Origin of the sequence: Sedimentibacter sp. (assembly GCF_038562225.1) — a bacterium.
Classification (GTDB): Bacteria; Bacillota; Clostridia; order Tissierellales; family Sedimentibacteraceae; genus Sedimentibacter.
In genome coordinates this window covers 897197-923334 of record NZ_JBCFAS010000002.1, presented here as the reverse complement: position 1 = coordinate 923334, position 26138 = coordinate 897197, and the positions used below count along the sequence as shown (strand labels likewise).

Sequence of the window (26138 nt, the reverse complement as noted above, 5' to 3'; positions counted from 1 at the left end):
TTATGCATTACATATATATTGTGGAGTGCTGTGACGGCACTTTGTACACAGGATACACAAACAATCTTGAAAAAAGAATAAAGGTTCACAATGAAAAAAAAGGAGCCAAGTACACAAGGGGAAGAACTCCTGTAAAGCTTAAATACTTCGAGGAATTTGAAGACAAGGTTGAAGCCATGAAGAGGGAGGCGGAGATCAAAAGCCTGGACAGACCAAAGAAACAGGCGCTTTTCAGTATCGAATGAAAAAGTAATTGTATGCATTGTAAAATTTTGTTATAATGGTGTATAAAATATGAGGAGTGAATGTATGGTGAAAAATTTGATAGTTGACAGCTGCGTTGACTTTGATGAATATACTCAGGATATAGAAAGGGTTCCTTTCAGAATACTGATTGAAAATGAGGAATTAATTGATGAAAACTTGGATAGGAACGAGCTTATCCGGAAAATGAAAAACACATCAAATCAGATTAAGACGGCCTGCGCTCCTCCTGAAGAATTCGTAAGGAAGCTCAAGAGTCAGGCTGACAATTTCATAGTGACGATTTCCAGCCAGCTGAGCGGTTCCTACAACAGCGCCATGGTAGCGGTAGAATCATTCAGGGAAAAGTTTCCGGAATCATTTGTCCATGTTTTTGACTCCAAGTCTGCATCATCGGGAGAAACACTTATTGCCTACAAGGTGAAGCAGCTCATGGAGCAAAACATCAACACAGCTGAAATCGTTGAGCAGACCAACAAGTACATCTCCAAGGTGAGAACGTTCTTCATACTTGATTCTCTGGACAATCTGGCCAAGAACGGAAGAATTACGAACTTCAAGGCAATGCTGGCAAACATCATGCACATAGTGCCCATCATGGGAGAAGACGGGGAAGGCAAGATTGTGCTTAAGGAACAGGTCAGAGGGAAGAAGAGGGCCTTTGCCAGACTGGTGGAAATGATATCGGAATACAACGTGGATTTTGAAAACACCATACTGGCTATAACCCATGTGAACTGCCTGGAAAAGGCTGAAAAGCTCAGGGATGAAATAATGGCGAAATATCCCTTCAAGGAAATAAAGATATTCAAGTCCGCGGGCTTAAGCACGGTCTACGCAGACGATGGCGGTATAGTAATAGCCTTCTGATTACAGAATTTTCATAAATTGTGTTATTTTATGCCATAAGTGGGTATATATAAAATATAACTTACATGGAGGTATAAAATGAATTACAAAGATATCATAGCTACAATCAAATCTGTCAGAAATTACAAGAAAGAAGAAATCAGTCCTCAGAAGCTGGACCAGCTGAAGGAATACTTCACTGAAGGAAGACGTCTGGATAAGGACATTCAAATAGAGGTTCTTTTAAAGAACAAGGACGAAGTATATGAGCAGCTTAAGGACATTGCAGGTTACAACGGCCTCATGCTTGAAGCGCCCCACTACCTGATTTTCCTTTCGGAAGAAAAGGACCACTTCATCGAAAACACGGGATATGCGGCTCAGGACATCATGTTCAAGGCATGGGAGCTGGGAGTCGGCTCATGCTGGATAACATTTAAGGATGGAGAGGAAATAAAGGGAAAACTGAACATCAATTCGGATAAAAAGCTTACAGCCCTTATATCCCTGGGATTTGACGACAACAAGAACAAGGTCGTTTACGACACCATGTATGAGCACAATCCGTCAAAGACGGACGTAAAGATCGTTGAAGACAATGTTTCAGAAAGAATAGGATTAAGGGATTTCGTATTCATGAATAAGTGGGGAGAAATTGCCGATCCCGATGAGCTGACAAACATGGGGCTTCTGGAAGCACTCGTAAGCGCAAAAAGAGCTCCGTCCACCATGAACAGACAGCCCTGGAGGTTTATTGTAGACAGCGGAACAATTGTACTGGCACTGAGATCCGATTCATATACAGATGAATACGAGGAAAAGATAGATGCTGCAGAAGTGATGTTTTACTTTGAGACTATAGTTGACACAACACTGTTTGATATGCACTGGAATTTCGGAAAACCGGAAAAGGATTACGAGGTTCCGGACGATTATAGGATTGTTGGATACTGCATCAGTTAATAAATTTATGCTGATGGGACTGTTACATTAAACAATTCATGTCATCCTGAGCGTCAGCGAAGGATCTCATCTGTTGAAATTATGAGATTCTTCGGGCTAAAGCCCTCAGAATGACATCATTAATGCAACAGCCCCTTTTGTTTTTTTGTTTTGGATAATGAGGAGGAATCATGAAAATAATAATTGACAAACACTATATCGGATTTGCAAGAAATGAATTTCCGGAGGTAGAATTCTTCGAGGATGTAAATGAATGCGCCGAAGCAGAAGCTTACATAGGAGAACCTGACAACATAAAACCGGAAATTCTGGATAAGCTGCCCAATCTCAGGTGGGTTCAGAATTTCAGGGCAGGCTACGACAACATTGACATGGAGTACATCAGAAAAAGAAGGATCACATTCTGCAACGGCAAGGACATATTTTCGGTTCCCATAGCCGAAGACGTTGTGTGCAGAATACTCATGCACAATACCAATGCATTGAAATACATCAGGAATCAAAGGGAACATAAGTGGGAGCGGGTCAAAAGAACCGAGCTGAAGGGTCAGACCGTGGGTTTGATTGGAACGGGCTCCATAGCCATGGAAATTGCCAAAAGGCTTCAGGCCTTCGGTGTGAGGATCATAGGCTACAAGAAGACTCCAGTACTGACGGTTGCATATTTTGATGAGATATATTCCGGCAAAAGGGGATTGGAATATGTCATGTCAAACAGTGACTACATTGTTGTGACAGTTGACCTGAACAAGGAAACGTATCACATGATAAACAGCAGCAACCTGAAGCTCATGAAGAATACTGCTGCATTGATAAACATTGCAAGAGGCAGTATAATAAAGCAGGAAGATCTTCTTGAAGCATTGAAGGACAATTCCATAAGCTATGCGGGACTGGACGTGTTTGAAAAGGAACCACTTGAAGAAGACAATCCGCTGTGGGACCTGGACAATGTGTACATAACACCGCATGCCACCGGCATAGTGAAAAACAACAAATCCAGATGGGAAAGTCTTATAAAACAGAACATTCAAAACTTCATTGACAATGAAGACTTGATAAATACAGTGAAATAAACGGAGGAACAAATGGGATTACAAAAGGACAGCAACATATCAATCGGAAGTCTTAAAAAGGGAAGCAAAAACCTCATTACTGACGTTAAGGGTGTGAAGGTCGGTCATGTGACGCTTGACGACGGTAAGGTCAAGACTGGCGTAACAGCCGTACTGCCCCACGAAGGCAACATTTTTAAGGAAAAGGTCATGGCTTCCTCCTGCGTAATAAACGGATTCGGAAAAAGCGTCGGCCTGGTACAGCTGGAAGAGCTTGGAACAATTGAAACGCCCATATTGATGACTAATACCTTAAGCGTTGGAACCGTCTCTGCAGGCCTGGTAAGGTACATGCTGGAGCAAAATGACGACATCGGAACAACTACCGGAACGGTCAACTGCCTGGTAACGGAATGCAATGACGGAAGGCTGAACGATATTAGAGGGCTTCACGTTAAGGAAGAGCATGTTTTTGAAGCACTACAAAATGCGTCGGAAAATTTTTGCGAAGGGGCAGTAGGTGCAGGCACGGGAATGGTGTGCTTCGGCCTGAAGGGCGGAATCGGCTCTTCTTCAAGGATTGTTGAGCTTGACGGCAGCGAGTATGTGCTGGGCGCGCTGGTGCTCTCAAACTTCGGTTCCCTGAAGGATCTGACCATTAACGGCGACAGCATAGGCGAAAGGATTTACAGGGAACAGAAAGAGGAGCAGGACAAGGGATCCATAATAATGCTTATTGCTACCGACATACCCTTAAGCGAAAGGCAGCTTAAAAGGGTGGCCAAAAGGTCCGTCATCGGCCTGGGGAGAACAGGCTCCCATCTTGGCAACGGAAGCGGTGACATTTGCATAGCCTTCACAACAGCCAACAGGATAAAACATTATTCTCAGACAAACATCATAGATGTGAAGATGCTTGACGATGATTCCATCGACAAGGTGTTCAGGGCTGCGGTTGAAGCAGTGGAGGAATCCATAATAAGTTCCATGTACCATGCGCACACAACCGTGGGCATCAATGGCAACACAAGAAGAAGCCTCAGGGAGTATCTGAAATAATATAGAAGGAAGCAGCAAACGTGAATGCAGATTATAAAAAGACAGTCAGAGCATTGTTTTTTCCTGCTCTTATAATATATTTCGAGACAGTTTTGAAATTCTCGGCATACGATGAGGTGTTCAACGTCGGATACCTGCTCATGTGCCTTTTTTCCGTACCTGCGGGACTACTTTTATACATGCTGACATCAGCTTTTGGCGAGAAGACCAACAAGGCAGTCTACATGTGCACGGTTTTCCTTCTGACGTTCTTCTACGGTGCGCAGCTTGTTTACTATCAGATATTTTCAACGTTCGCCAGCCTTTATTTCTTCATAGGGGCAGGCAAGGCCGCTCAGTTTATGGATGTGCTCATTGATGCAATATTAGGAAATTTCCATATGATATTGCTGGTGCTTTTACCTGCAGCCTTGTCACTCATATTCTTCAGAAAAATTAATCTTCAAAGGAACGAAGTAAAAAAACGCTTTGTTCTTGCAGCAGCTGCTGTGGTACAAGCGGCTGCGGTAATGATAGTTCTTGCCTCAGACAGCGGCATGCTCAGTTCTTCCTACCTTTATACGGAAACGTTCCTGGTTGTTGACTCCATTGACAGGTTCGGCCTTCTGACCACAGAAAGGCTTGATATTCAAAACATCCTGAAGGACAGCCAGGTGCTTGCAAGCGAATCTTCTTCCGAAGAAAAGGACGAAGTAAAGTCAGAAGAACAAGTCCCGGAGGAAGAAATTGAGAAGGCTATTGAAGTAAAGACGGTGGAATACAACGTCATGGACATAGATTTCATCTCCCTGGCACAGTCGGAACAAAGACGGGAAATAAAAGAAATGCACGAGTATTTCAACAGCCTGGAGCCTACAAAGAAAAACAGCTACACGGGAATGTTCAGGGGCAAGAACCTGATCCTCATAACAGCGGAAGGATTTTCGCCCTATGTCGTTGATGAAAAACTCACTCCCACCCTTTACAGGCTGAGGGAGGAAGGCTTCAAGTTCACAGATTTCTACACTCCGCTATGGGGCGTGAGCACATCCGACGGGGAGTATGTGGCATGCACAGGACTGCTTCCCAAGGAAGGAATATGGAGTTTTTACAAGTCATCAAGAAACTACATGCCCTTCGCCATGGGCAATCAGCTTAAAAAGCTGGGCTACGCTGCCAATGCGTACCACGACCACTACTTCGACTATTACTTCAGAAATGAGTCCCATCCCAATCTGGGATACAACTACAAGGGGTTGGGAAACGGCCTTGACGTGACTGAAACGTGGCCGGAATCCGATGTGGAGATGATGGAGCTTACAGTAGACGAATACATTGACAGCCAGCCGTTTCACACGTACTATATGACAGTCAGCGGACATTTGCAGTATACATTTTCCGGAAACTACATTGCCAGCAAAAATCGTGAGCTGGTTGAAGACCTGCCCTATTCGGAGAGGGTCAAAGCGTATCTTGCCTGCAACATAGAGCTGGACAGGGCTCTTGAGAAACTGGTTAAGCGCCTTGAGGAAGCAGGAATAGCAGACGACACTGTTATAGCCATCAGTCCGGACCATTACCCCTACGGTCTTGAGAAAAACGAAATAAGCGAGCTGGCGGGACATGATATCGGTTCTGAATTTGACCTTTACAAGGGTGTTTTCCTGCTCTGGACAAAGGGCATGGAGCCTGTTGTTGTTGACAAGACATGCTCAAGCCTGGACATAATTCCTACTTTATCAAACCTGATGGGTATTGAGTACGATTCAAGGCTTTTGGCAGGAAGAGACATATTGTCGGATTCGGAGCCGCTGGTCATGTTTTCTGACAGAAGCTATGTTACAGATAAGGTTTTCTATAACGCCAGAACAGGGGAAGCAGTTTCCAGGGACGGAACTGAACCGGATGCTGAATACATAGAGAAAAAGTCGGAAGAGGTCAAACAAAGGTTCAGATATTCATCAAGGATTCTTGACGACGACTACTACAGAATAGTACTGGAAAATTAAAAAGTGCAGATTTTTCTGCACTTTAGTTTTCTTCCAACCTTATGCTCAATTGGCAGCTTGAAGGGCACTGGGTGTATTCGGAGCTGTTGATGCAGTTAGAGTTCAGCTTGTTTCTAAGCACTGTTCCGGGTACCATTCCCGGAACTTCATTCATGCTGACCATGTAGCCTATGCGCCTTGATTCAGAGGGCTGAAGGCTTCCGATATCCCATTTGATGATTGTTCTTCCGTTTTGTTTGTAGACGTTGCGTGGTTCGATGTTGCAGGAATCACCCACATATTCGAGGCCTTCGTCAAGGATGCTCCTGACGTAGACGTTCCTTGCCACGTCGTACTGTCCGCAGTCGCAGTGCAGGTAGAACTTTGTGGCTTCGCCGGGTTTTATGTATTCATCCTGGCACATGGCTTTAAGCTCATAGTCCATGGCCGTTGTTGATGCGCCTGCAGAAATTGCGTTCTCACCTTCTATGAGATGGGCGAAGAAGCTTATGCTGCTCCTGTGAGGTATTTTGTCGCCGGAATTTTCCATGCTGCTCTGTGTGTACCTGTCACAAAGGGCTATGTCAAAAGTAATGCAGTTATATGATTTGGGTGAAAGAACAAAGTTGTCGGCAAACAGGATCACGTTGTTGTTTCCCAGTGCCTCGCTTGGCTCCACTGCCGAAATCCTTCCTGCCAGGGAGGTGTCCGGGCCTTCATGATTTATATTATTCAAATACCTTATTCCGTTGCCCAGCGTTGAGCTGAAGGAACAAATCCTCGGTTCATCACCGGTATTTGAAAAATATATTTTAAGCCCGTAAACGTGCGACGGAACAAAGGTGCTTCCGGGTATTCCTGCTCCTTTGAGCATTTTTTCCGGAACGGCTATGGAAATGGTACATTCTTTCATAATATCATTCCTTTCTTTTTATGCGCATGATTTATTTTATTCCGCTCATGGTTTTTTGTGAAAAAAATAGAATTAAATATATGGAGTTTTAAGGTGTTTTGTGTTAAAATTACTTACCATAATCATTTGATCGTATGAAGGAGGAAAAAATGAAAAACATCAGAGTTTATTCAAGCAACACATGCTCAAACTGCACAGCTGCAAAGGAATATTTGAAAGAAAAAGGTTATGAATACGAAGAAAAAAATGTATCCACAGACCAGGCAGCAAGAAAAGAACTGATTTCCATGGGTTACATGGGAGTTCCGGTAATCATGATTGACGAGGATGTTGTTGTAGGATTCAACAAGAGCAAATTGGACGAATTGTTATAATTTATAGGCGGCTTTGGCTGCCTTGTTTTTTGGGAGGACTAAATGAAACTTGAAAAGATGGAAAAGATTACGACAGGATTCTATAACACGCCCATACATAAACTGGAGAACTTAAGCAAAAAATACGGAATAAACATGTACATAAAAAGAGACGACCTTACGGGATATGCCACAGGCGGAAACAAGCTGAGAAAACTTGACTACCTTTTAAAGGATGCTCTTGACAAAGGCTGCACCGTGCTTCTTACATACGGTGGTCAGCAGACAAACCACGGAAGGCTTACGGCTGCTGTGGCAGCAAGGTTCGGGCTCAGGTGCGGCATTATCATGGACGGTGCTGCTCCTGCAAAGGCTACCGGGAACCTTATTCTTGACAGGATGATGGGCGCGGATTTATTCTTCATGGACGACACAAGCTTCAGGTATGAGGAGCCGGAAATTAAGGCGGCAAGGTATCAGGAACTTGTGGAAAAGACGACGGATGAAGTGGTGAAGATGTACGAGGATGCGGGAGAAAAGGTGTACATGATTCCAATAGGAGGAAGCTCACCGGTGGGAGCAGCCGGATATGTGATGGCAGCAAAGGAAATAAAGGATCAGCTTCAGGAAATGAATGTGAAGATTGATTACGTGTTCACCGGCTTCGGCTCAGTGGGAACGTTCGGCGGACTGTATCTTGGAGCCAAGTATTTCAAAGCTGATTTCATGCCCGTAGGAATCTGCGTATCACACAAGACAGAAGAAGAACTGCTGGAAAAAGTTGACTACATAAAAGAAACAAACCAATTTCTCGAGCTTGGTGTGGATGTGTCAAGAGAAGACATGTGGATTGAAGACGGATATGTGGGTATTTCATACAATGTTCCGGATGAAATCACGCGTCAATACATGTATCTCATGGCCAGAGAAGAAGCAATCATCCTGGACCCATGCTATACGGGAAAAGTTTTCAGGGGAATGATAGAAATGATCCAATCGGGAAAAATTTCCAGAGGTGACAATGTTATGCTGATGCATACAGGAGGAATTCCCGGAATCTTCTCAGAGAGCCACTCTGAATCAATGCAGCATGAACTTTGGGGAGAAACTCAAAAGGAATTCAGACTTTAATAAACAGTATTAGCAGTAATTGACATATTATAAATGGCAAATATGAATATAATATGTTCATAAGCAACCGTTAAACAGCTGTTTGTCTGATTGCTTTTCAAATAAAAAACCGGCGTAAGCCGGTTTTTGCATTGCATTTATTTTATTTATTTAATGCAGCCAATAGGTGTTCAAGATTCATTCCATGAACTGCTGCAGCTTCTTCCAATGTTTCCATCTGAGCTCCAGGACATCCTACGCAGCCCATTCCGTGTGCCATCAATATTTCAGCTGCTTCCGGTGTAGCCATTATAACTTCACGGATAACCATGTCTTTAGTTATAGCCATCGCAATTGCCTCCTTTAGTACAAACTTTAAATATTATTATACATTAGGTCAATAATATATTCAACAAATTATTTTAAAATTACCAACGTATTCCCGTTTTCATCTGCTAAAAACTGTTTGAATAGAGAAATGATGTATGCTATAATTTAGAAGGTTATGAAACTTATATTATAAATTCAACCGTTAGGCTATCTAATATACATATTCACAACTATGGTTTAAATTGTATGGCAAGAAACGAAGGAGATTCTAATATGCATCGTGAATATAATGAAAAAATCAGTTACATGAAGAAGTGTATACAAAAGAGAAACAAGCTGAAGGGGCTCTTGAAACAGACAGAGCAGGACATGATACGGGAAAAACTTCTTTTGAACAAGCTTCAAAGTGATATAGAAAAAAAGGACCAGGACGTTTTGAAACTTGAGTCTGATAACATAACTTCATTATTTTACGCCATATTGGGAACCAAGGAAGAAAGGCTTGAAAAAGGGAAACAGGATCTTCTAAAAGCCAGGCTCAGATATGACCAATGCATTCACAACGTTGAATACCTTGCGGAGGAAACTAAGAGACTTGTGGACGAAATTGCGGAGATAGATGCATGCGAGTCTGATTTTGAAGACCTGCTGAACAAGAAGATAGAAACTGTAAACATAGAAGACAGGGAAACAGGCGAGGAGCTGAAGAAGCTCATAAAACGCAAGGAAAGCATGAAGGCAAACATAAAGGAAATTGATGAAGCCATAGCCTGCGGGGAAGAAGCCATTATATCAATAGAAAATACAATCACAGAGCTTGAAAGAGCGGAAGGCTGGGGCATTGAAGACATAATGGGCAGCTTTGCATCAATTGCCATGAGCCGCACCCATGTGGACGAGGCGAGAAAATTTGCTGAGGAAGCCCAAAGGAAGCTCAGCCGTCTTAAAAGAGAAATTGCCGATATCATCATGATAATAGGCTCGGAAATAACCGTAGGAACTTTCGAAACTTTTGCGGATTACTTCTTTGACGGTCTCATATTTGACTGGGTTGTTCAGACAGATATAGGAAAATCGCTGGATGTTGTAAAGAACATAAAGAATCAGACAGACAAAGCAATGTCAAAGCTCTATGAAGAAAAACTCACAGAGGAATTCATGATAAACCAGATTGAGGAACAGGTAAACCTCATCATAGATAATGCATAGAAAATTGTTGACAATAAAAAATAATTAATGTAATATAAATTATCACATGACTGGCGGAATTGTGGGTCACCACGAGGGAGTGTGAATAATATTTAAAGTCGACCGCCTGGGCTACCCAGGTGGTTTTTTGTATTCCTGGGGATTTACTTAGGAGGATAACATGAAAGAAGCATGGAAAAGTTTTAAGGCAGGTACATGGACAGAAAGCGTTGATGTAAGGGATTTCATCCAGAAAAATTACACACCCTATGAAGGAGACGAGCATTTTCTAAGCGAACCCACCCAAAGAACCAGGACCTTGTTCCAAAAGGCATCAGATCTCATGAAGGAAGAGCTCCAAAAAGGTGTTCTTGACATTGATACGGAGCACATTTCCGGAATAGACAGCTTTGAACCGGGCTACATGGACAAGGACAACGAGATTATCGTCGGCTTTCAGACTGATGCTCCCTTAAAGAGGATGATGAATCCTTACGGAGGCGTAAGGATGGTGGAACAGTCCCTGGAAGCATACGGCTACGACGCTCCCCAGGAGCTATTGGACATTTTCCATAAGTACAGGAAGACCCACAACCAGGGAGTATTCGACGTGTACACCCCGGAAATCAAAAACGCCAGAGGCGTAGGCCTTTTAACAGGATTGCCGGATGCGTACGGAAGAGGAAGAATCATTGGCGATTTCAGAAGAGTCGCACTTTACGGCATAGAGTTTTTAATAGAAAAAAAAGAAGAAGAATATGAAAGCATCACGCTTCCCATGAATGAAGAAAACATAAGGGCAAGGGAAGAGATAAGGGAACAGATAAGCGCCCTAATGTCCATGAAGAGCATGGCATCAAAATACGGCTGTGACATTTCAAAGCCATCTGCCAGCGCCAGGGAAGCCGTGCAGGCAGTATACTTTGGATACCTGGCAGGCGTAAAGGAAAGCAACGGAGCAGCCATGTCCCTGGGAAGGGTAAGCACGTTCCTGGACATCTACATCCAAAGGGATATTGAGGAAGGATTATTAACTGAGTCTGAGGCTCAGGAAATAATTGACCAGTTTGTGCTGAAATTAAGGATGGTAAGGCATCTGAGAACTCCGGAATACAACGAGCTGTTTGCAGGAGACCCCAACTGGGTAACAGAGTCTCTGGGCGGAATGGGCATTGACGGAAGGACGCTTGTTTCAAAAACAACCTTCAGATTCCTGCACACGCTGACAAACCTGTCTTCGGCGCCGGAGCCCAACATGACTGTTTTGTGGTCAAACGCTCTGCCTGAAGGGTTTAAGAAATACTGCTCAAAAATGTCCATTGAAACATCAGCCATACAGTATGAAAACGACGATGTCATGAGACCCATGCATGGAGACGATTATGGAATAGCATGCTGCGTATCGGCCATGCGGATAGGAAAGGACATGCAGTTTTTCGGGGCAAGGTGCAACCTTGCAAAATCTCTTTTGATGGCATTGAACGGTGGAATAGACGAGATAAAGAAAACAAAGGTAATAGAAAATATAGACAAAATAACATCAGAAGTTCTTGACTACGAAGAGGTTTGTGAAAGCTACAGGAAGGTTCTCAGATATGTGGCAGAACTGTACGTGAACACAATGAACATCATACACTACATGCACGACAAGTATGCCTATGAATCAGGACTCATGGCTCTTCATGATTACAGGGTTGGAAGGCTCATGGCGTTTGGAGTGGCAGGCCTTTCCATAGTGGCTGATTCGCTGAGCGCAATAAAATATGCCAGGGTAAAGCCTGTAAGAGATGAAGACGGCATTACTGTTGACTTCAACATAGAAGGCGAATTTCCCATGTACGGAAACGACGATGACAGGGTGGACTCCATAGCCGAAGAGATGCTTGAATTTTTCTCCGGCGAGCTTAAGAAGCACAAGACATACAGGGATGCTCACCACACCCTTTCCGTCCTGACCATAACATCCAACGTGGTGTACGGCAAGAAGACCGGATCAACTCCTGACGGAAGAAAATCCAGGGAATCCTTTGCACCCGGGGCAAACCCTATGAACGGAAGGGACAGAAGCGGAATACTGGCATCTCTTAATTCTGTGGCGAAGCTTAAGTACAGGGACGTTTGTGAAGACGGAATATCCAATACATTCACGGTGGTTCCGGACACTCTGGGCAAGCTTGACAGACACAGAATCGACAACCTTTCCAACATACTGGATGGTTACTTCGTGCAGGACGCCCACCACATAAATGTTAATGTAATGAACCGTGACACATTGTACGATGCCATGGAGAATCCCGACAAATATCCGAACCTTACAATCCGTGTATCAGGATATGCGGTAAACTTTAACCGACTGACAAGGGAACAGCAGCTTGATGTAATAAGCAGGACGTTCCATGACAGGATGTAGTATGGACGGCTTCATTCACTCCATAGAGACTCTGGGAACACTGGACGGGCCGGGACTCAGGATGGTTGTGTTTTTCCAGGGGTGCAGGCTTAGGTGCTCTTACTGCCACAATCCCGATACTTGGGCTTTCGGCAGGGGCACCCTAATGAGTGCTGAAGAAATAGTGAACAAGGCCAGGAGATACATGCCTTACTTCAGATTCAACAGCGGAGGAGTAACTTTTTCCGGTGGCGAGCCTCTCATGCAGCCTGACTTTCTGCTGGAATGCCTCAAATTATGCAGGGAGGCAGGGATACACACGGTCATAGACACAGCCGGCGTCGGGAAGTGTGATTACAGCCAGATTCTAAAATTTGCGGACCTGGTCATTCTTGACATAAAGCATTCAGATCCAAACAAGTACAAAGATATCACAGGCCATGAAATAGACAGTTATTACCGGTTCAAAAAAGCCCTCATTGAAAATCGCAGCCGCATATGGATAAAGCAGGTGGTCACACCGGGCATAAACGATACCTGCTGCGACATGGAGGAGTTTGAAAAGGAAGTAAACTCCTTTCCAAAGGACATGATCGAAAAAGTGGAGCTTTTGCCATACCACACGCTGGGAGTGTTCAAGTATAAAGAGCTGGGCATTGATTACTGGCTGGAAGGACTTGAGCCTCTTTCAAAGGAAAAACTTGAAGAACTGAAGAAATGCATCACAATTGAAAAGCTGGTCAAATAAAGAATGCTGCCTGACGGCAGCATTCTTATATTTTTCAATATTAACTTTTTAGAAAATCAGGAATCCGGCAGATATAATAACACCGCTGAACAGCAGAGTAATTACGCAGTATCCCATTACATCCTTTGCGCTCAAGCCTGCAATTGAAAGTGCCGGAAGAGCCCAGAACGGCTGAATCATGTTAGTCCATGCATCACCCCATGCAATTGCCATGGCTGTTTTAGCAGGATCAACTCCCAGAGCATGTCCTGCGGGCATCATTATAGGAGCCTGAACTGCCCATTGTCCTCCGCCTGAAGGAACGAAGAAGTTTACAATACCTGCGCTCAGGAATGTGTACAGCGGGAATGTCACAGCATTGGAAATACTTACGAAACCGTTGGAAATAACACCTGCCAGCGATACGCCTGTTTCAGGATTAGCGCCCACCATCATGCCCATTATACCTGCATAGAACGGGAACTGCAGAATAATTCCGGCTGCGCTTGCTGCTGCTTCATTTACTGCATCTATGTAATTTCTGAGGCTTCCATGGAGCAATACACCAACAAACAGGAATATGAAGTTTACGAAGTCAAGGCTCAGGTTCAAACCAACCTTAGTAAAGTTGTAGATTATGTATACGAAACCGAAAGCTAAAGTGATGATCCACAAAATTTTGCTGCGTTCAAGTTTGTCTGCAGGAGAAAATTTGCTTGGATCTTCTTCACGACCTTCTTTTTCCACCAATTTTGCAGGATCAACTTCAATAGTATGTTCCTTGTCAGGCATCATTGCCTTGCATACAAAAGGAAGTCCGAAGATTATGATTCCTGAAATAAACAGGTTCATTGGAGAGAATATTGTGTTGCTTGTTGCAATGGTAAATGCGCTGTCAAATACCTGAGGAGCAACTTTTTCAAGAGCGCCTGCATTTGCTACCTGCAGAGGAATCGAACCTGATATACCGCCGTGCCATACAACGAATCCGGAATATGCGGTTGCTATCAACAGTCTGTAGTCAATTCCCTTAACTTCCTTAGCTATTTCCCTTGCCAGCAATGCGCCGATTACCAAACCGAATCCCCAGTTGATCCAGCATGCTACTACTGATACAAACGCTGTGATCATAATGCCTCTTACAGGGGTTTTTGCTGCTTTTGCTATTTTTTTAAGAAGATTTTTAAATACTTTTGCCTGTGCCATAGCACTGCCAAGCACAAGAACTAAAACCATTTGCATAGTAAAAGAAAGAAGTCCGAAGAAGCCTTTTGCTCCTGCCCAGTGCAGAATCATCTGAAATGGGGATTGTCCCGTCAGTGTTATACCGCCTATGAAGGTGATGATGGTTAAAACAATGGCGAAGATAAATGCGTCCGGCAGGTATCTGTTCATAACGTATACGCAGCCGTTTGTAAATTTTTTAAACATAAAAAAGCCTCCTAAATTTTTATATTTGCCCAGCTTGACGTCCACAATGCAGACTGATACATTTTGGGCGTTTAAAACCTTGTTAATTTTATTACTATATTGAAATAAACACAAATTTGCTAAACGTTTACAATGTGTGGTAAACCAGCGCAAAAATGTTAAAAATATGTCAAAAATTGTTGTATCTTAAAATATCTCGCGTTTACTTCGTTTTTCTTTTACTTAATCAATTATCCAAAATATCATACCAATATTAAATATGAAAAAATTTCCAATAATATGCGTTTTTATTTTAAATTAATAACACAATCTATATAAAACGTTTGCATAAGGTTGGGAAAAATCAACCACACCGGTTTAAGAGTCAGTTTGATTAATACGGATTATCAATTTAAACTATTTGATGGCAGTAACAGCGAAATTTGTCGAAAACAGTCAAAAATTTATCTTTTCTAAATCAAGGCCTGTTAATCTGCTGCAAATCAGTAAAGGAATTTTAAATAAACATAAGAAACGTTAGCATAAATAAAATTAAAAAAAATTGATTTTACCATTGACAAATAATAACGAATGGTATAAAGTAATCACAACAATTAAATACAAAAACTTCTTATCAAGAGAGACGGAGGGATCGGCCCCGTGATGTCTCGGCAACCTGCAGCAAGCTGAAAGGTGCTAATTCCGGCAAAGAATTCTTTGAGAGATGAGGAGACGGTCTGAATTATGCCCTCTCTTTGCAGAGGGTTTTTATTTTAGGGACGGCAATAATATTGTCAGTCTCCTAGAGATCAGGAGGATGAAATGTCTGTAGAAACAGTGAGGGAATATTTGAAGCAATTTGGAAAGGATGATTCTATCCTGGAGATGGATCAGTCCACAGCAACGGTTGAACTGGCAGCAATGGCACTGGGAACCGAAGAAGCACGCATAGCCAAGTCGCTTACATTTTACAACGGTAAAGATGCAATGGTTATTGTTGTGGCCGGTGATGCCAAGATAGATAACAAGAAATTCAAAGAAGAATTTGGGTTCAAGGCAAAAATGCTTGCAACGGAAGATACGGTCAAGTTTACCGGACACGCAGTAGGCGGTGTTTGTCCATTTGCTCTTCCGGGCAGCGTAGATGTATACCTGGATGACTCAATGAAAAGATTCAAGACCATGTTTCCTGCATGCGGAAGCAGCAATTCAGCCATTGAGCTGACGCTTGATGAATTGGAGAAGATATCGGGAAGCAAAAAGTGGATTGATGTCTGCAAAAATTGGGAACAATAATATTAAAATGAAATTAAGTTGCGAAAGGATGCTATGTTAAACGAATTTTCAAGAACACAGCTTCTTCTTGGGGAAGAGGCAATGGAAAAATTAAAAAATGCCAAGGTTGCGATTTTCGGAATCGGAGGAGTGGGCTCATATGCTGCTGAAGCACTGGCCAGATGCGGTATTGGTAGTTTTGCCCTCTTTGATGACGATAAGGTATGCCTTACGAATATAAACAGACAGATAATAGCCACAAGAAAAACCATAGGCATAAAAAAGGTGGATGTCATGGCCGAAAGGATACTGGACATAAACCCTAAAGCCAAGGTTGAAGCAAATGCATGTTTCTACATGCCTGACAATGCAGATCAGTATGATTTGTCACAGTATGATTACATCGTGGATGCCATAGATACGGTTACGGCCAAGCTGGAGCTCATAGTCAGAGCCAATGCTCTTGGCGTTCCCATAATGAGCAGCATGGGAGCAGGTAATAAACTGGACCCAACAAAATTTGAGGTTACAGACATATTCAAGACTTCCATGGACCCGCTGGCAAAGGTAATGAGAAGCGAGTTGAAAAAGCGCGGCATTAAAAAACTTAAAGTGGTATATTCCAAGGAAAAACCCATAACTCCCATGGACAGCGAAGAAACAAGCTGCAAATCCAACTGCGTGTGCCCTCCCGGCACCACAAGGAAATGCACCCAAAGAAGAGCCATACCCGGAAGCGTATCCTTTGTTCCTTCGGTAGCAGGACTGATAATAGCAGGCGAGGTAGTGAAGGACATTGCAGCAAAATAAAGGAGGAAACAACGTGGGGACGACTCCATTGATACAAATAAAAAATTTAAAAAAACAATATTTCAGTCAGAACAACAGGGTAACCGCACTGTCAGGAATCAACCTTGACATAAACAAGGGAGACATTTTCGGAATAATAGGAATGAGCGGTGCAGGAAAAAGCACATTGGTAAGGTGCATCAACTTTCTGGAGAAACCAACGGGCGGAACAGTCATAATCAAGGACAGTGATTTGTCCCTTATGAACGAAAAGGAGCTTAGATGCGTCAGAAGGGAAATCGGAATGATCTTTCAGCAGTTTAATCTGCTCATGCAGCGCAGTGTTGAAGACAACATATGCTTCCCGCTTGAAATAAGCGGAATGAGCAAAAAGGAAGGAAGAAAGAGAGCAGCCGAACTGCTGGAGCTGGTGGGACTTTCCGACAAGAAAAAGTCATATCCGTCTCAGCTGAGCGGAGGTCAGAAACAAAGGGTAGCCATAGCAAGGGCTTTGGCCACAAACCCTGAAATTCTCCTGTGCGATGAGGCAACAAGCGCACTGGACCCTACAACCACGCGCTCAATACTTGCTTTGCTTAAAGACATAAATAAAAAGCTAGGTATAACCATCATCATAATAACACATGAAATGACCGTGGTTGAAGAGATATGCGACCGCGTGGCCATAATAGACAAGGGTACTTTGGCAGAGACAGGCACAGTTGAGGAAGTGTTCTCCAAGCCAAAGACAGATGCCGCAAAGAAACTTGTTTACCACAGCGGCTCTGCAATCAGCGAAATGACTGGCAGGAGATGTGTGAGAATAGTATTTGACGGGAAGTCATCCTTTGAGCCTGTGATAGCCAACATGGTTTTGGAGTGCAGAGCACAGGTTAACATACTGTTTGCCGACACAAAGGACATAAACGGCAAGGCATTCGGACAGATGGTCCTTCAGCTGCCGGAGGATGAAATGCTGTCGGACAAGATTGTGCATTACCTGGAAAGCAAAAATGTGAATGTGGAGGAACTGGTTGATTATGTTGGATAGCAAAACAATAGCAATGCTTGCGGACGGTACTTTGGACACGCTGTACATGACCTTTGTGTCAACCATATTTGCGTATCTTCTTGCCTTTCCTATTGGGACAGCATTGGTGATAACAAAAAAAGACGGTTTATATCCTATGGGATTTTTATATAGAGTTTTAGATATCGCCGTGAACATCGGCAGGTCCATACCATTTCTGATACTGCTCATAGCAGTCATACCGCTGACTAAAATCATAGCCGGCAAAAGCTATGGTTCAACTGCCACCATAGTGCCCTTGGTGATAGCGGCCACGCCGTTTATTGCAAGGCTCATTGAATCTTCCCTTCAGGAAGTGGATCAGGGGGTAATAGAAGCAGCCCAGAGCATGGGAGCGCCGCTTTCAACAATTGTGTTCAAGGTGCTGATTCCTGAGGCAAAGACGTCGCTCATTGTGGGCGGAACAATTGCCATCGGAACGATCCTGAGCTACTCTGCCATGGCAGGGGTTGTCGGAGGTGGAGGGCTTGGAGACATCGCAATACAGTACGGCTACTACAGGTACAAGACTGACATAATGCTGATCACTGTAGTGCTCCTGATAATTCTCGTCCAGCTTCTTCAGATCATAGGTATGAAAATTGCCAGAAAAACCGATAAGAGGGTTGTTTAGTTAATAAGTACGAGAAATACAAAGTATAGTGCCAGTCCATACCCGGGAAAGTGACCGAGCAGATATATTCAAATTTTCTGAGTACTCAAAATAAAGACATTATAAGGAGAAAATTATGAAAAAAATCAAAAAATTATTATTGTTAGCATTGGTTGCAGCTTTCGCCATAGGCGCAGCAGGCTGCCAGAAAGAAGAGGCTCCAAAGGAAGAGCCCAAGGCAGAAGCACCTGCTCAGACACCTGCAGAAAATAAAACAGAGCTAAAAAAGATTACAGTTGCAGCCACACCGGTTCCACATGCTGAAATATTGGAACAGGTTAAGGAAGAATTGGCCTCAAAGGGATATGAACTTGAGATAGTTGTGTTCTCTGACTATGTTCAGCCAAACCTTGTTGTTGAAGCAGGAGACATAGATGCAAACTTCTTCCAGCACAAACCGTACCTGGATGACTTCAACAAGGAAAACAAGACATCAATAGTTCCGGTTGCAGTTGTGCACTATGAACCTCTTGGAATTTATCCTGGAAAATCAAATGACCTTGCCAACATTCCTGACGGAGCTGCAATTGCAGTTCCAAATGACACCACAAACGAAGCAAGAGCTTTGCTTCTGCTTGAAGCTAACGGACTCATCAAGGTTAGGGAAGGTGCAGGACTTTCAGCCACTAAAAATGACATAGTAGAAAATCCACACAACATAGAAATAGTTGAACTTGAAGCTGCACAGGTATCAAGGGTTGTAGGCGAAACAGACTTCGTCGTGCTCAACGGAAACTATGCACTTGATGCAGGATTCAACGTTGCAACAGATGCATTGGCAAAAGAAGAACAGGATTCAGAAGCTGCTCAGGTCTATGCAAACATCCTTTGCGTAAAGGCAGGAAATGAAGAAAAAGAAGAAATCAAGGCTTTGATTGAAGCGCTGAAAAGCGACAAGTTTAAACAATTCATTGCAGACACTTATGAAGGTGCTGTAATAGCAATGGACTAAGAAATCAGTAGAGTAAAATCATAAAACAAAAGAACCTGCATTTGAAAATGTAGGTTCTTTGTTTTGGGCGAAGAATTATAAGTCAAATACAGTACCCGGATTTAAGATGTTGTTGGGATCAAACAGCTTTTTAATTCCTCTCATGAGGTTAAGCTCCGTTTCTGACTTCTGAAGTTTAAGATCATCGATTCTGAGCTTTCCTATGCCGTGTTCTCCGGTTATGGTTCCCTTGTGATTGAAGCAGGCCTGGAATATTTTATTTTTCAGTTCTTCAGCATAGGGAGGCATCTTGCCGTCCACAAGCACAATGTCGCTGTGGATGTTGCCGTCAGCTATGTGAGCTGTAATGTTTGTGATGGTGTTGTATTCAGCAGCCAGGTCCTTAAGTTCCTTCAGGTAAGCTGGTACATCGGCAACCGGAACCGCAGTGTCGAAGGAATGGCCGATTATGTCCTTTATGAGCTCATAATGCTGGCTCCTTATGAGAAGCAGCTCGTCCTGCTCGCTTTTTTTACCGGCAAACAGAGTTTCATAGGAATTGTTCTTTTCACAGATTTCATTGATGGTGCGGCATGCTTCGTAAAGCAGATTCTCAGTCTTTTCTGAAATTATTATCATGAGGTCTGCGTTGCCTTTTTCTGCCTGCCACCTAGTTCCCAGCATTTTTGCCGTTTCCGTGAACAGGTGTTTGTCCTGATATTCAACGGCAAGCGGAGTCACTCCGCTTTTCAGAATTTCAAGAACAGCCTTTGAAGCATCATCGAAGCATTCAAAGGGAGCTATGATTGTAGCAGTGTACTTGTCCTTGGGATAAAGCTTCAGGATTATTTTAGTGACCACAGCCAGCGTGCCCTCACTTCCGATTATGAGCTCCATTAGGTTGTAGCCTGCGTTGTTCTTGATGAGCTTTCCGCCCAGCTCCATTATTTCACCCGACGGAAGCACTATTTCCATTCCCTGTATGTGCTTGCGCATTACTCCATGCCGCACTGCGCGGGCACCTCCCGCATTGGTAACTGCCATTCCGCCCATCTGAGCCCCTTCGTCTCCCGGATGAACAGGAAAGCCTGCACATTCATGTTTTTCAAGCTCTTCTAAAAGGTCGAACAGCGTAACGCCTGCTTCGAGAACAGCAACCATGTTGTCCTCATCTATTTCTATTATCCTGTTAAGCCTTTCTGTGGACAGGATGATGCTTTCCCTTGTGGGAGTGCATGCTCCGCAAAGTCCTGTTCCGCCGCCTCTGACCACTACAGTTATTTTGTTGTCGTTGGAGTACTTCATTATCTTGGATATTTCTTCTGAGCTGCGGGGCTTTACCACTATGGACTCCTCATTGGCTGAGGGTCTCATGGTTTTTTCGATTTCATCGTACAGGTACGAAGCTTTCTGATGCAAGTCGGTTATGACGTAATCTATTCCCACTATGCCGGTCATTTCATTTATTATTTTCTGATTCATGATCCCTCCTAAGGCAAGTCCCTGATCAATGCAGGCACAATTTCGTAGATGTCTCCCACATATCCGTAATCTGCAACAGAAAAAATGGGTGCAGAAGGGTCCGAATTTATTGCCACAATTATTTCTGACTCCTTCATGCCTGCCAGGTGCTGCGGAGCTCCTGAAATTCCGCAGGCAACGTAAACCTTCGGCTTCACTCTGTTTCCGCTGTATCCCACCTGACGGGTACTTTTTACCATGCCTGCGTCAACCAGAGCCCTTGATGCCCCCACTGTGCCCCCAAGCTTTGCTGCAAGTTCCTCAATCATCTTCAGGTCTTCCTTTTTCCTTATTCCTCTTCCTGCAGCCACGATTATTTCAGCCTCGCTTATGTCGATGCTTTCTTCACTGAAGATATCTATGACCTGAGATTTTTCAAAGAAGGATACGTAAGGTTCTATTTCAACTATGTTGATTTTTTTTGATGAATCTATCTGGGCTTCTTCAAATTCCTTGTAGCGTACAGTTGCCATCTTTGGATAGGTCACGGTATTTATGTGTGCAAGGATGTTGTCGCTGAAGGCAGGCCGAATCTGAATGAAGTTTCCGTCCTCATCTATTTTCAGATCCGTGCAGTCTGCCGTGAGGCCTGTTCTTAAGGCTGCTGCAATTCTCGGAGCAAGAGAGCGTCCGAAGGAGGTGGCGCCTGTAAGCACTATTCCCGGTTTGTGCTGCTTAATGAACCTTGTTATATTTTCCTTGAAGAGGTATTCCTCAGGATTTTTGAAGACAGGAGACTGCATGTAGTACACGGTGTCTGCACCTCTTAGGTTAAGCTCGTTTAAGTCTTTGCCTGAAGGTCCCAGCAAAAGACAATCTACAGGTTCATGGAGCCTTTCCTTCAGCTCCATAGCTTTGTTCAGCAGCTCGAAGCTGACCCTGTGCACCGAATTGCCTGCAAGTTCGCATATTATCAGTATTCCTCTGTGTGTATTCATCTTATCACCTTCTTGACTTGAAAATTTCAGTCTTCATTATTTCACAAAATTTTTGGTAATCATCTCTAATGATGAGGCTTTCGCGCCTGGTCGGTTCAGGAACCTCAATTTTTGAAACCTTTGTGGGAGAACCCCTGAAGCCTGTGTCTTCTTCGGATATAAAACATGATAAATCATCGAGGCCCATCCTCTGAGCTTCCATTTCCAGCGACTTAAGCTTCCTGTTTACAGTGGGAAGCTGGGGAGAGTTGATGTTCTTTGTAACCGCAATCAGTGCAGGGAGCTTCAGCTTTCGTGTTTGTCTGCTGCCGCATATGTTTTCTACAGAAACTGTTATTTCATTTTCGTTTAAGTCTGTTATGTTTTCAACGTAGTACGCATGCGGAATATCCAAAAATTCGGCAACTTCGGCACCAACCTGAGCTGTGTCGCCATCTACGGATTTTTCTCCGCAGATTATCAGATCAAAACTTCCCATGGACTTTATAGCAGATGACAAGGTCATGGCCGTAGCACAGGTATCGGCTCCTCCGAACCGTCTGTCTGTGAGCATAATCAGCCTGTCGGCACCACGGGCATAAGCATCACGCAGTGATCTTTCTGATTTTGGCGGTCCCATGGTCAAAACAGTAACGCTGGCACCCCAGGTGTTTTTCAGATTAACTGCAGCCTGAAGGGCATTCATGTCGAAGGGATTGATTTCAGATTCAGCTGATGATCTGTCAACTATGCCTTTCTCGCAGTCAAACTTAACTTTTGTCATGTCAGGCACTTCTTTAACAAGAACAAGAATATTCATTTCGCACTCCTTGATTTGATAATTTATGTAATAAAATTTGTATTAATCTATGGACTTGTGGTCTTACCATTGTATTATTATAGCACATAAATCTTTTGGCTGCAATAAAAGGTTATAAAATTTTATCATTATGAATATTTAACAATTAATCAGACTGATTCAACATATTCATTGAAATATTTACTCAGATGATATAAAATTATATATAATAATATGGTAAGGAGCAGTCATGTTCGAAACAATAGAAAATAAAAAAATTTCACAGATGGTCATAGAACAGATTCAAGGGATGATTATGAGGGGAGAGCTGAAAAACGGAGACAAACTTCCTCCGGAAAGAGAGCTTACCCAGACCCTTAATATCGGGCGGCCTGCACTGAGAGAAGCTTTGAAGGCCCTTGAGGTGATGGGCGTTATAGAAAGCCGCCACGGCCACGGAAACTTCATTGTGAACAACACAGAAAACAGTGTGTTCAAGCCCCTCTCGCTTTCATTCAAGCTGTCCAACGGAAACATTGAGGAAATACTTGAACTCAGACGCCTCATAGAAGATTATACAGCCAGGCAGGCTGCACTCTTTGCTGAAAAAGACGATACGGACAGGCTTTATGAAATACAAAGCTCAATGGTTAAAGCAGGGACAACTGAGGAAAAATCCTTTTATGACAAGGAATTTCACTATGAAATCGCCAAGATAAGCAAGAACATTCTCATAAACAGCCTGCTTCAAAGCACTTCATACCTGTTCGACAACTTTATAAACAAGACGGTTCGCATGTCCTATTTCGGTGAAGACTCAATAGACAAGATATACAAGGAACATCTTGAAATAATCAGGGCCATCGAAAAGCACAGCCCTGAAGATTCTGCAAGATGTATGCAGGCCCACCTTGACAACATCAATGTATGCATGCTGAACGAGCAGTAAGGTGATTCGATTGAATCATCTTTTTTTATGAAATCTGAAACAGGTTGGTCAGGATGACGATTATGGGCAGAGCGATGATTGTCTTTTCAAGGAATAATGCAAGCACACCCTTGAAGTCTACAGGCATCTTTGAAGTTATGATCAATGTTCCCACCTCAGTCATGTAAATGATCTGCACCAGGGATAACACTCCTATGACGAATCTTGTTTTCAGGGAAACTATTTTTGCAGCCAGGACTGCAGGAAGGAACATGTCCACGAATCCCACGATTGTGGCGGGAGCAGCGGCAAAGGCTTCCTCCAGACCCAGAAGCTGCAGATAGTATCCGAAAGGAACAGACAGCCAGTCAAATATGGGAGTGTAGGTGGCCAGGATGCAGGCTATGGTTCCAAAGGACATGACAAGGGGAGTGAGCTGGAACACAATGCCCAGGAACATGTCAACCCCTTTGTAGAGCACCTGAGAGAAGGTCGGTGCATTTTCGGCCCTTTCCACACCCAGCTGCAATGCCCTTTGAAACTTCGTGATTCCTTCAGGTACCACTTCGTTTACCTGTTTTCCAGCAGGAGCATAATACTCGTCTGGATACTTGGTTAAGGGAGGTATTCTTGTCATTATTACAACGCTCAGTACTCCTGTGATAGAAAGTATGGCATAAAACGGAATGAACAGGTGGTCTACCTTGAGCATGGCAGCAATAACAAGGCAGAAGGGCAGTGATACGGCTGAGAAGCATGAAGCAATTGTTATGGCTTCCCTGGCTGTGTAATACCCCTGCTCATACTGTGTTGTTGTTAAAACAACTCCAACGTTGCAGTTCCCAACCCAGGAAGCAAGCAAATCTATGGAGGATCTTCCCGGAAGTCTGAAAAGCGGCTGAGTGAAATTTCTCACCAGCGTTCCCGTGAAGTCCATGATGCCGAAGTCCATGAGAAGAGGGATTAGAAATGATGCGGCAAAGAACCATGCAACCAGTGTTTTTAAAAGAGAAAGCATTGTTCCGCCAGTATCTCCGGAAATGATGTATTCAGGGCCTGTCTGCGTGTATACCATAACCACAACCACGGCTCCGATTATCTTGAACACCAAGTAGAATGGGCTGGATATAAAAAGTTTTGATAAAAGCTTGTTGTCAAGTATTGCTTTTGGCTTGAACAAGGTCGTAATAGCTGTGAGAACAGCCGATGTAAGTATAAACAAGGTTATCATTGCCGGAGCAAAGGGCTTTATGAATGAGGCCAGCCATTCCGAGATTATTCCGATGGGTATGTTTATTGAACCTTTCCAGGGAAGGGGAAAGAGAAAAATGAACACGCCCAGGGCAGAAGGTAAAACAAATTTAAGAATATCCTTACTATCAAATTTTTTGGCAGATTTATTATCCATGTTTATCCTCCATGAGTTCTATTTGAATATTTTCATATTTTGAATCCGGTCAAATGCTTCTTTCAACTTGTCGATGCTTAAGGTGCACGCTATTCTCACATACCCTTCGCCGCAGTCTCCGAATGCAATGCCGGGGATAGTGAGAACATGGGCCTCCCTAAGAATCATGTCGCTGATCTGTGCAGAAGATAAACCTGTTTTTTTGATGTTTACAAAAAGATAGAAGGTTCCCTTCGGTTTCAGGACGGACATGTTAGGGATGTTGTTTATTCTTTCTGCTGCATAAAAAACTCTGTCTCTGTACTCTCTTATCATGTCGGGTTGTATTATATCCCTGTTTTTCAAAGCGTAAATGGCACCGCGCTGAGATATGGAAGGAGATGTAAATACAACGTTTTCATTAATCTGCTGAATTACCTTGATTATGTAATCAGGAGCAATTATGTTTCCTATACGCCATCCTGTCATGGTGAAGTTCTTGGAGAAACTGTTTATTATAATTGTCCTTTCTTTCATGCCCTCTATTGAAGCTATGGGAACAAAAGGTTCGTCGAAGCAGAAGGATGTGTAGATATCATCGGATATGACTATAAGGTCATGTTTAACTGCAATGTCCCGTATGTTTTCCAGGGTCTTTCTCGACAGAACATTACCTGTGGGATTGCTTGGAGAATTGATCACTATGGCCTTTGTGCGCTCAGTGATTATTTTTTCAAGCCTTTTCACGTTAATCTGAAAATCTTCCTCTTCACAGGTGATTAGCGGGACAGGAACTCCCCTTGCCAATTCAACCTGCTGGGGATAAGGAGTGAAGTACGGAGACTGCAGGATAACTTCATCGCCGTCGTCCAGTATGGCTTCAAGGGCAAGATACATTGCAAGACATCCGCTTGCAGTAATGAATATCTCTTCATCCGCTATCGGTAAATCGTATTCCTCGCTGTAATACCTGATTATTTCCTTCCTTAGTTCAGGATCTCCTCTGAAGTCTGTGTACTTAGTGTGACCTGCTTTTGCATCTTTGAACGCATTGTCGATTATTATGTCATGGGTAACAAGGTCAGGGTCTCCGAGGCTTAAATTAATCACATCATCGTAATTCTTTGCAAGTTCATCAACCTGACCCATGGGTGTTGACTTGTCTTTCCAATATCTTTTTGATATAAATCTGTTTTTCATGTTTCACCTCCGTTGGTTGTTTTAAGGTCAGACCACAATCTGTATCATAATTATACCATAGACAAATAAATA

General features: G+C 43.3%; 25 protein-coding genes and 2 riboswitches. Of the genes, 17 read left to right on the top strand and 8 right to left on the bottom strand.

Annotated elements, in window-relative coordinates; all coding sequences use genetic code 11:
* The first annotated feature begins 2 nt into the window (after positions 1-2).
* The 6 genes from AAGU76_RS10720 to AAGU76_RS10695 all read left to right on the top strand — a co-directional run bounded on the left by AAGU76_RS10720 (position 3) and on the right by AAGU76_RS10695 (position 6178).
* Positions 3-245 (top strand): GIY-YIG nuclease family protein, encoded by a 243-nt coding sequence (locus tag AAGU76_RS10720; RefSeq protein WP_342485475.1) that lies wholly within the window; start codon positions 3-5, stop codon positions 243-245.
* A gap of 64 nt (positions 246-309) precedes the next feature.
* A complete protein-coding gene (locus tag AAGU76_RS10715) occupies positions 310-1134 on the top strand; it encodes a DegV family protein (protein ID WP_342485474.1) in 825 nt (274 codons plus the stop codon).
* A 78-nt stretch (positions 1135-1212) separates the two neighbouring features.
* Positions 1213-2076, top strand: a complete 864-nt coding sequence (locus tag AAGU76_RS10710) for a nitroreductase family protein (protein ID WP_342485473.1) — start codon at positions 1213-1215, stop codon at positions 2074-2076.
* 170 nt (positions 2077-2246) lie between these two features.
* Positions 2247-3152 carry a D-2-hydroxyacid dehydrogenase gene (locus AAGU76_RS10705; RefSeq protein WP_342485472.1) on the top strand — a complete coding sequence of 302 codons (906 nt, stop codon included), beginning with the start codon at positions 2247-2249 and terminating at the stop codon, positions 3150-3152.
* Positions 3153-3164: 12 nt separating this feature from the next.
* The gene (locus tag AAGU76_RS10700; protein WP_342485471.1) at positions 3165-4190 is read left to right on the top strand and encodes a P1 family peptidase; all 1026 of its coding nucleotides are present in this window, start codon (positions 3165-3167) and stop codon (positions 4188-4190) included.
* A 20-nt stretch (positions 4191-4210) separates the two neighbouring features.
* On the top strand, positions 4211-6178 hold the full coding sequence (locus AAGU76_RS10695) for a sulfatase-like hydrolase/transferase (protein ID WP_342485470.1): 1968 nt from the start codon (positions 4211-4213) through the stop codon (positions 6176-6178).
* Between the two features lie 22 nt (positions 6179-6200).
* Here AAGU76_RS10695 and AAGU76_RS10690 read toward each other — a convergent pair whose 3' ends face one another.
* Entirely contained in the window at positions 6201-7070 is an 870-nt protein-coding gene (locus AAGU76_RS10690; protein ID WP_342485469.1) for a hypothetical protein, read from the bottom strand.
* Positions 7071-7219: 149 nt separating this feature from the next.
* Here AAGU76_RS10690 and AAGU76_RS10685 point away from each other — a divergent pair, with 149 nt between their 5' ends.
* Positions 7220-7444, top strand: coding sequence for a glutaredoxin family protein (locus AAGU76_RS10685; protein ID WP_342485468.1), 225 nt, complete (start codon positions 7220-7222; stop codon positions 7442-7444).
* Between the two features lie 42 nt (positions 7445-7486).
* Positions 7487-8554, top strand: coding sequence for a D-cysteine desulfhydrase family protein (locus AAGU76_RS10680; RefSeq protein ID WP_342485467.1), 1068 nt, complete (start codon positions 7487-7489; stop codon positions 8552-8554).
* Positions 8555-8696: 142 nt separating this feature from the next.
* Here the strand turns inward: AAGU76_RS10680 and AAGU76_RS10675 are convergent, their stop codons facing one another.
* A complete protein-coding gene (locus AAGU76_RS10675) occupies positions 8697-8882 on the bottom strand; it encodes a DUF1858 domain-containing protein (protein ID WP_342485466.1) in 186 nt (61 codons plus the stop codon).
* Positions 8883-9136: 254 nt separating this feature from the next.
* Between AAGU76_RS10675 and AAGU76_RS10670 the strand changes: the two genes are divergently transcribed.
* From AAGU76_RS10670 to pflA, 3 genes are all read left to right on the top strand, one after another.
* Entirely contained in the window at positions 9137-10072 is a 936-nt protein-coding gene (locus AAGU76_RS10670; RefSeq protein ID WP_342485465.1) for a hypothetical protein, read from the top strand.
* Positions 10073-10108: 36 nt separating this feature from the next.
* Positions 10109-10191: riboswitch (ZMP/ZTP riboswitch) on the top strand.
* A 41-nt stretch (positions 10192-10232) separates the two neighbouring features.
* Positions 10233-12461, top strand: coding sequence for a formate C-acetyltransferase (gene pflB / locus AAGU76_RS10665; RefSeq protein WP_342485464.1), 2229 nt, complete (start codon positions 10233-10235; stop codon positions 12459-12461).
* Position 12462: 1 nt separating this feature from the next.
* Positions 12463-13188, top strand: coding sequence for a pyruvate formate-lyase-activating protein (gene pflA, locus AAGU76_RS10660; RefSeq protein WP_342485463.1), 726 nt, complete (start codon positions 12463-12465; stop codon positions 13186-13188).
* 48 nt (positions 13189-13236) lie between these two features.
* Here the strand turns inward: pflA and AAGU76_RS10655 are convergent, their stop codons facing one another.
* On the bottom strand, positions 13237-14598 hold the full coding sequence (locus tag AAGU76_RS10655) for a short-chain fatty acid transporter (RefSeq protein ID WP_342485462.1): 1362 nt from the start codon (positions 14596-14598) through the stop codon (positions 13237-13239).
* Positions 14599-15205: 607 nt separating this feature from the next.
* Positions 15206-15308, top strand: a riboswitch (SAM riboswitch).
* A gap of 91 nt (positions 15309-15399) precedes the next feature.
* On the opposite strand from AAGU76_RS10655, the gene AAGU76_RS10650 reads away from it, so the two are divergent.
* The 5 genes from AAGU76_RS10650 (at position 15400) to AAGU76_RS10630 (ending at position 19335) form a co-directional block, all read left to right on the top strand.
* Positions 15400-15873 carry a YbaK/EbsC family protein gene (locus AAGU76_RS10650; protein WP_342485461.1) on the top strand — a complete coding sequence of 158 codons (474 nt, stop codon included), beginning with the start codon at positions 15400-15402 and terminating at the stop codon, positions 15871-15873.
* A 33-nt stretch (positions 15874-15906) separates the two neighbouring features.
* Positions 15907-16662, top strand: coding sequence for a tRNA threonylcarbamoyladenosine dehydratase (locus AAGU76_RS10645; protein WP_342485460.1), 756 nt, complete (start codon positions 15907-15909; stop codon positions 16660-16662).
* Between the two features lie 13 nt (positions 16663-16675).
* Positions 16676-17692: an ATP-binding cassette domain-containing protein gene (locus AAGU76_RS10640; RefSeq protein WP_342485459.1), complete on the top strand. Its 1017-nt coding sequence runs from the start codon at positions 16676-16678 to the stop codon at positions 17690-17692.
* Positions 17682-18344, top strand: a complete 663-nt coding sequence (locus AAGU76_RS10635) for a methionine ABC transporter permease (RefSeq protein ID WP_342485458.1) — start codon at positions 17682-17684, stop codon at positions 18342-18344. The genes AAGU76_RS10640 and AAGU76_RS10635 overlap by 11 nt, the downstream gene beginning before the upstream one ends.
* 115 nt (positions 18345-18459) lie before the next feature.
* Complete coding sequence (locus AAGU76_RS10630; protein ID WP_342485457.1) at positions 18460-19335, top strand: MetQ/NlpA family ABC transporter substrate-binding protein; 876 nt, start codon at positions 18460-18462, stop codon at positions 19333-19335.
* A gap of 75 nt (positions 19336-19410) precedes the next feature.
* On the opposite strand, the gene AAGU76_RS10625 is transcribed toward AAGU76_RS10630, so the two are convergent.
* The 3 genes from AAGU76_RS10625 to AAGU76_RS10615 are packed head-to-tail and all read right to left on the bottom strand — an operon-like array spanning position 19411 to position 22572.
* A complete protein-coding gene (locus tag AAGU76_RS10625; RefSeq protein ID WP_342485456.1) occupies positions 19411-20796 on the bottom strand; it encodes an FAD-binding oxidoreductase in 1386 nt (461 codons plus the stop codon).
* 8 nt (positions 20797-20804) lie between these two features.
* Entirely contained in the window at positions 20805-21773 is a 969-nt protein-coding gene (locus tag AAGU76_RS10620; RefSeq protein ID WP_342485455.1) for an electron transfer flavoprotein subunit alpha/FixB family protein, read from the bottom strand.
* Between the two features lie 4 nt (positions 21774-21777).
* Positions 21778-22572 carry an electron transfer flavoprotein subunit beta/FixA family protein gene (locus AAGU76_RS10615; protein WP_342485454.1) on the bottom strand — a complete coding sequence of 265 codons (795 nt, stop codon included), beginning with the start codon at positions 22570-22572 and terminating at the stop codon, positions 21778-21780.
* Between the two features lie 229 nt (positions 22573-22801).
* Here AAGU76_RS10615 and AAGU76_RS10610 point away from each other — a divergent pair, with 229 nt between their 5' ends.
* Positions 22802-23500 carry a FadR/GntR family transcriptional regulator gene (locus AAGU76_RS10610; protein ID WP_342485453.1) on the top strand — a complete coding sequence of 233 codons (699 nt, stop codon included), beginning with the start codon at positions 22802-22804 and terminating at the stop codon, positions 23498-23500.
* A gap of 25 nt (positions 23501-23525) precedes the next feature.
* Here AAGU76_RS10610 and AAGU76_RS10605 read toward each other — a convergent pair whose 3' ends face one another.
* Together AAGU76_RS10605 and AAGU76_RS10600 are read right to left on the bottom strand one after the other, a co-directional pair.
* The gene (locus AAGU76_RS10605) at positions 23526-24887 is read right to left on the bottom strand and encodes a YjiH family protein (protein WP_342485452.1); all 1362 of its coding nucleotides are present in this window, start codon (positions 24885-24887) and stop codon (positions 23526-23528) included.
* Between the two features lie 18 nt (positions 24888-24905).
* The gene (locus AAGU76_RS10600) at positions 24906-26066 is read right to left on the bottom strand and encodes a pyridoxal phosphate-dependent aminotransferase (protein ID WP_342485451.1); all 1161 of its coding nucleotides are present in this window, start codon (positions 26064-26066) and stop codon (positions 24906-24908) included.
* Positions 26067-26138: the final 72 nt, after the last annotated feature.